The organism is Roseivivax sp. CAU 1761, from assembly GCF_054482755.1.
The window spans coordinates 52,277-58,583 of record NZ_JBTLRM010000023.1 but is presented as its reverse complement, the minus strand read 5'-3'; the positions used below and the strand labels follow the sequence as shown (position 1 = coordinate 58,583).

Annotated in this window: 4 protein-coding genes and 2 pseudogenes; 5 read left to right on the top strand and 1 reads right to left on the bottom strand. The window is 67.9% G+C overall.

Going from position 1 to position 6,307, the window contains the following annotated elements; all coding sequences use genetic code 11:
- Positions 1–123 precede the first annotated feature (123 nt).
- The 5 genes and pseudogenes from ACXYMW_RS14080 to ACXYMW_RS14060 form a co-directional block, all read left to right on the top strand.
- Positions 124–615 (top strand): annotated as a pseudogene (locus ACXYMW_RS14080) (integrase core domain-containing protein); the annotation flags it as partial.
- Positions 616–797: 182 nt separating this feature from the next.
- Positions 798–2,060 carry a DUF2254 domain-containing protein gene (locus tag ACXYMW_RS14075; RefSeq protein WP_459035959.1) on the top strand — a complete coding sequence of 421 codons (1,263 nt, stop codon included), beginning with the start codon at positions 798–800 and terminating at the stop codon, positions 2,058–2,060.
- Between the two features lie 68 nt (positions 2,061–2,128).
- Positions 2,129–2,833, top strand: a pseudogene (locus ACXYMW_RS14070) (IS6 family transposase).
- Positions 2,834–3,096: 263 nt separating this feature from the next.
- On the top strand, positions 3,097–3,591 hold the full coding sequence (locus tag ACXYMW_RS14065; protein WP_459035958.1) for a fasciclin domain-containing protein: 495 nt from the start codon (positions 3,097–3,099) through the stop codon (positions 3,589–3,591).
- Between the two features lie 357 nt (positions 3,592–3,948).
- Positions 3,949–5,013 carry a GNAT family protein gene (locus ACXYMW_RS14060; protein ID WP_459035957.1) on the top strand — a complete coding sequence of 355 codons (1,065 nt, stop codon included), beginning with the start codon at positions 3,949–3,951 and terminating at the stop codon, positions 5,011–5,013.
- On the opposite strand, the gene ACXYMW_RS14055 is transcribed toward ACXYMW_RS14060, so the two are convergent.
- A complete protein-coding gene (locus ACXYMW_RS14055; RefSeq protein WP_459035956.1) occupies positions 5,007–6,134 on the bottom strand; it encodes a glycosyltransferase in 1,128 nt (375 codons plus the stop codon). The two genes, ACXYMW_RS14060 and ACXYMW_RS14055, sit on opposite strands and share 7 nt — an antisense overlap.
- Positions 6,135–6,307 lie beyond the last annotated feature (173 nt).

Genomic DNA, 6,307 nt, shown 5'->3' with positions numbered 1-6,307 from the left:
CCACCTGGCTCAACGACTACAACACCGTCCATCCACATTCCGCGCTGGCAATGCGCTCGCCCGTCGAGTTCAGATCAGCGCTCAACTCCAGCCAGGCTGTCCGGTGAAATGGGGGGCACTCCAGGTAGGAAGTTTCGCATGCTCAATGTCATGGACGAGTTCACCCGGGAATGCCTGGCGATCCGGATCGACCGGAGGCTCAATTCGACCGCCGTGATCGATGTCCTGACCGACCTGTTTATCCTTCGGGGAGTGCCCAGCCACGTCCGATCCGACAATGGCCCCGAGTTCATAGCCACGGCCGTGCGGGGCTGGATCAACACGGTGGGAGCGAAGACGGCGTTCATTGAACCAGGTAGCCCCTGGGAAAACGGCTACTGCGAGAGCTTCAACTCGAAGCTCCGGGACGAGCTGCTGAACGGAGAAATCTTCTACTCGCTGGCCGAGGCCCGCGTGATCATCGAGGCGTGGAGGGTTCACTACAATAGCATCAGGCCCCACTCCTCGCTGGGTTATCGACCACCAGCTCCGGAGGCCATTCACTGGCCATCCCGCGATGGCGGATCACACCCGCCCCAGACATCTACCTTGGCGCCGAGACCCGTCATGCACTAAGACTGAAACCGGACCACCCGATAGGGGCCGGCCACGGCGACGGAGTAGCAGAGCCGTTGTACGATCGAAGGCGCTTAGCCCTCGGCGGCGACGTACGGCTCCAACGGATGGACGGGTGGCGGCGGCGCAGGCAGTATCAATTCTCGCGGTTCCGTGTGGTGGAAGCGCTGTGTGAGGGTTGCATGACGTCGAAGCTTAGCTGGCATATCATCCGTCATTTACGCAAAGTGTGGGTGAGGGTCGTGTCGTTCGCGCTAATGGCGATCGTAACGGCCGCTGTGGCGCAGATCGTTGCCCCCCTCATTCCGTCCGCGTGGACGGTAAAGATCGGCGCAGACGCGGTCGATCAGGTGCTGAACATCCTTGCTTCCTCAATGCTGGCGGTGACGACGTTCTCACTAGGGATTGCAACGTCGGCATTCGCTGCGGCGGCGAACACAGCTACCCCGCGCGCGACCGCACTTCTTCAAGAGGATGCGACAGCGCAAAACGTTCTTGCCACGTTCCTCGGTGCGTTCCTGTTCAGCTTAGTCGGGATCATCGCTCTCCAAGCAGGGTACTACTCGAATGCGGGCCGGCTGGTTCTGTTCGTTATGACTGGCGCCGTTATCGCTGCGGTCGTCGTGGCGCTGCTGCGGTGGATCAGCCATCTAATGACGTTCGGCCGCATGGGAGACACGCTGGATCGGGTAGAGGAGGCCGCCAAAGCCTCTCTTAACCATCGGCTCGAATCCCCGTTCCTCCGGGGCCACCCTCTTTACACCTCGGTACCAAGTACCTGCACACCAGTGCTTTCCAAGGAGATCGGATACGTCCAGCATATTGATGTCGGAAAGTTGCAGGCATGTGCAGACGACCTAAAGACGAAGGTCTGGCTAAATGCCCTGCCGGGCACATTCGTGCACGAGGCGGCAACCATCCTGCATGTCCAGGGGGAGATACACGATGACAACGCTCTGGAGCGTTTGCGGGCCGCCTTCACGGTGGGTGCAGAGCGAAACTTCGACCAAGACCCACGCTTTGGTCTCATCGTGATTGCCGAAATTGCGTCGCGAGCTCTCTCGCCAGCGGTGAACGATCCGGGCACAGCCATCAGCGTCGTGGGGCGCCTGGTTCGCATTCTTTCCCGATGGAAAGAAGACCCGGGAGTAGAAATTGAGTATCAGTCTGTCTTCGTCCCGCCGATCAGTTCGGCCGAGATGATCGAAGACGCATTCCGTCCGATCATCCGTGACGGTGCGGGGACTTTTGAGGTCCAGGTCAGGATTCAGAAGGCCCTGCACGCGCTGGCCACCCTCTCGCCGACGCTATTCGCCGCTCCGGCGATGGCTTTGGCCGTGGACGCAAGGTTGCGGGCACAGGATGCCCTTACGGAAAACGAGTACCGACTGCTTACCGAAGTACCTGCGCCGCACGCGGAACCACTCGCTTCGCAGGCATCCTGACCAACGATCAAAAGCGAGCTAAACAACTGCCCTTGAGCCGGGGCAGGGCGGCCATCTAGCCTCGCGAAATGACCAAACACAGCCCGTTCCGCTACTTCCGGACGTCGCCCGAGATCATCCGTCTTGCGGTCATGCTCTACATCCGCGTCCCGCTGTCGCTGCGCAACGTCGAGGATCTGCTGCACGAGCGCGGCATCGATGTGAGCCACGAAACTGTCCGCTACTGGTGGCGCCGCCTCGGCCCGGTATTCGCGGCCGAGATCCGGAAACGCCGGGTTGGCGGTATGCGGTCGCGCCAGTGGGGGTGGCATTTTGACGAGACGTTCGTGAAGATAAACAGCGAGTTGCATTACCTATGGCGGGCCGTGGACCACGAGGGCGAGGTCCTCGAAAGCTAAGTGACCAGGCGACGGGACAGGAAGTCCGCGTTGAACTTCCCCAGGCGAGCGATGCGTCGCTACGGCAAACCTGCGGCCATCGTGACCGACAAGCTGAGGTCCTACGGCGCGGCGCTCAAGGCGATAGGGGCCGGCGTCCGCCAAAGGACTGGCCGCTGGGCGAACAATGGCGCGGAGAACTCCCATTTGCCGTTCCGACGACACGAGCGCGCGATGCTTCGGTTCCGGCAGATGCGAGGCCTTAAGTTGTTCGCTGCCGTTCATGCCTGCATCTCGAACCAGTTCCACTCGGAGCGCAGCCTCTCATCCCGTGCCAACTTCAAACTGAACCGCGCCGCCGCTCTCGCCGAGGGGCGCGGCCTCTGCGCGCCCTGAGGGTAGAGCGCCTTACCCAAGCGGAGACTGGTTCGCATTTGTCTGACAGCACGCGCTCACGAAATCCGGGCGCACGCAAACACCTTCGTGTCTGGGCCGTGAAGGCGGGCGCGGCTTAGCCCGCGAGAGGCCGTGAGCAAGGCCCGGACCGGGCGAAATATCCCCCGGAATTCGCAGATCCAGTCGCCGCGAGCGGCCGTAGGGGAGATCGTGCGCCGCGATGACGGCGCGCATGCAAACACCCTGCAAACAGGAGTCTGACAATGAAGCGTAGAACCACCCTGGCCCTCGGTGCGGCAGCCCTCTCCCTCACCCTCGGCAGTGCGCCCGTCTTCGCAGACGATCACGCCATGGACATCGTCGACACCGCGGTCGAGGCCGGGAATTTCGAAACCCTCGTCGCCGCGGTCGAGGCGGCCGGTCTGGTCGAGACCCTCAAGGGCGACGGCCCGTTCACCGTCTTCGCCCCCACCGACGAGGCCTTTGCGGCGCTGCCCGAGGGCACTGTCGAGGACCTGCTGAAGCCGGAGAACCAGGAGAAGCTGACCTCGATCCTGACCTACCACGTGATCGAGGGCGCGGTGATGTCCGGCGACCTGAGCGACGGCATGACCGCCACCACCGTGGAGGGCTCGGACGTGACCATCATGACCGAGGGCGGCGTCACCGTCGACGGCGCGACCGTGACCCAGCCCGACATCGAGGCGTCGAACGGCGTCATCCATGTCATCGATCAGGTGATCATGCCCGGCATGTAAGCGCCCCTACGCGGTAACGAGTGTGGCCCGGGATCCGCGCGCGGTCCCGGGTCGCGTCCGGCGCGCCGCCCTGCGCGCAAGCCAGCGGGGCGCCAAGGCGCCCGCGTCGGCCGTCCGGTCCCCGCATCAGCGGTGGACAGGGCGCCTGGCGGGGTGGGCGACCAGCGGATCTGTGCTTCGCCCCGGCCTCGGCCCTCCCGTGCGTCGCCATCGGACGGCGGACCCCATGCCCTTCGGCGACGTCCTGTCCCGCGTGTCTCCGGTCGGGCGCGCCCGTGGCGCACCCGCTCCGGAATTGACGGATGGCGGCTCAGCTGCGGAAATGCGGGCCGGGCACGCCGGACAGGGAGGCGAACGATGAGTCGGATGGAAGGGGTCTGGCACGGTGCGGAGTTTCGCGACCGCTACCTCGAATTGATGGCGACGCGGTTCCCGGCAGAGGCGGTGGCGCGCAAGCGGCGGGCCTGGGACTGGCTGTTCGCCAATCCCCACAGCACGCCCGACGCGCCCACCCGGGTCTATGCCGTCGAGAAGGACGGCCGGCCGGTCGGGGCCTTCATCCGGATGCCCTGCCGCTACGCGCTGGACGGGCAGGAGACCCCGGCGATGCATCCGATCGCGACGGTCGTGCATCCCGACCATGCCGGGGCCGGGCGGCTGATGATCAAGGAGCAGGTCTTCATCCGAGACAACCTGTCGATCGGCATGCCCAACAGCCTGCGACTGTCGAAGATATATGCGCGTTTCGAAGCGATCATGGGACCCGAGCGGACGCTGCGGCGGCGCGTCTACCGGCCCGGCGCGGTGCTCGCGCAGCGCCGCCGGGCCCCGGCCGCCGCCGGCGCCGCCCTCGACCTGGCGGCCCGGCCCGTGGTGCGGGCCACCGGGCTGCGGCGCGCCCGGCTGCGCGCCGGCGAGGAGATCGCGGAGCTGTCCGGGTTCGGCGCCGAGTTCGACGCCGCCTGGGCCGCGGCGGTCCCCGATGTCGCGCTCGCCCAGGCGCGCGGCGCGGCCTTCCTGACCTGGCGCTACAGGGACATGCCGCTGGAGCGCTATGCCTGCCTGGCGCTGCGCCGGGACGGGCGGCTCGGGGGGTACGTGGTGACGACGCTGCACGAGGCGGCGGGCGCGCGGGTCGGGCGGATCACCGACATCTTCGCCTATGGCGGCGGCAGCCGCGACTACGCGCTGCTGCTGGCCGCCGCCGATGATCGCCTGCGCCGCGCCGGCTGCGCCTATTCCGAGATCAGCTTCGGACCGGTGCCGGAGATCGAGGCGGCGGCGCGCCGCACCGGGTTTCTGCTGCGCAAGCCCATCCTGCCGCTGGTCATGCGCCACGGCGATTCCGAGCTGAACGCGAAGCTGCCGCAGCTGGCCCACCGCCTGCATTTCTGCCGCGGCGACCACGACGAGGATTACTGAGCGCCCGCCGCGCCGTCGCGCCCCGCGCCCTCCGGGGCCAGCGCGCGCCGGAACGCCGCCTCATAGGCGGCCACGGCATGGCCGACCTGGTAGTCGCGCGCCACCTCGATGCCGGCCGCCGCGTAGCGCGCCCGCAGCGCCGGGTCGTCCAGCAGCTCCGCCATCGCCCCGGCGATCGCCGCGGGGGCGTCGTCCTCCAGCAATTTCCCGGCCCGGCCGCCGCGCAGCAGATGGCGCGGGCCGAAGGGGCAATCCACGCTCACCACCGGCAGGCTGCGGGCCATGGCCTCGATGATGGCGTTCCCCAGCCCCTCGCGCCGCGACGTGCAGACGAAGAGGTCGGCCGCGTCATAGGCGGCGTCGAGATCGGCGCTGTATCCGGCCAGGCGCACCCGGTCCGCCAGGCCGTGGCCGCGGATCCGCGCCGTAAGCGCGGCGCGCTCGCTGCCCTCGCCGTGGATCGTCAGCCGCGCCTCGGGATGCGTCCTCTGCAGCAGCGCGAAGGCGTCGATCAGCAGGTCGAAGCGTTTCTCCGGGGCAAGGCGGCCGACGCTGACGATCTCCCGTGCGCGGCCCTCGGCAGGGCGCCGGGCCGTCACGCGATCGACCACCGGATTGGGAAGCGCAACGAAGGGCGGCGCCGCGGGGCCCAGCAGGGCGGCCAGGTCCCGGCCGATGGCGTCGAGCGGGCCGCCGGTCAGGGTGGCGCGCGGCAGGATGCGCCGGGTCGCGGCGCGGCGCAGGCGCGGGAACTTGGCTTCGGCCAGGAACACCGAGAAGGGCGTGTGCTCGGTCACCAGGGTGCGCACGCGGCGGCCCGCGAGGCGCGCGGCGGGGACGCAGTAAAGCGCGGCGGCGTTGGTCAGCGTCACCGCCAGCGCGACCTCCTCGCGGGCGAATGTCCGGGCCAGGTCCGGGATGCAGCCCGGCAGCCCGGGATGGCGCAGGGCGATGACCGGAACGTCCGCGGGCACCCGGTCCAGAAGCTCCCCGCGGCGGCGTTGCAGCACCAGAAGGGGGGCGAAGCGCGCCCGGTCGAGCCCCTGCAGCAGGCGCAGGACCACGCCTTCCGCGCCGCCATGGCCGAAATGCGGCAGGACGAACGCCACTCTGTCCGGCATCGGTGCATTCCCGCGCTAGGTCCTGGGATCCGTCTAGGCAAATCCGGCCATCGGCTCAAGGTGGCACCGGGCCCGGGGGCATGGCGCGGCGCCCCAGGCGGGCGCTGCGATCCGGCGCCGCGCCGGCGCGCCGGCGTCGCGGGCGTGGCGCTGGGCGTAGTGCGGCGCCTGCC

Excerpts from the sequence above, each read along its gene's own strand:
- ACXYMW_RS14075 (WP_459035959.1), top strand. The coding sequence starts at position 798 with ATGACGTCGAAGCTTAGCTGGCATATCATCCGTCATTTACGCAAAGTG.
- ACXYMW_RS14065 (WP_459035958.1), top strand. The coding sequence starts at position 3,097 with ATGAAGCGTAGAACCACCCTGGCCCTCGGTGCGGCAGCCCTCTCCCTC.
- ACXYMW_RS14060 (WP_459035957.1), top strand. The coding sequence starts at position 3,949 with ATGAGTCGGATGGAAGGGGTCTGGCACGGTGCGGAGTTTCGCGACCGC.
- ACXYMW_RS14055 (WP_459035956.1), bottom strand. The coding sequence starts at position 6,134 with ATGCCGGACAGAGTGGCGTTCGTCCTGCCGCATTTCGGCCATGGCGGC.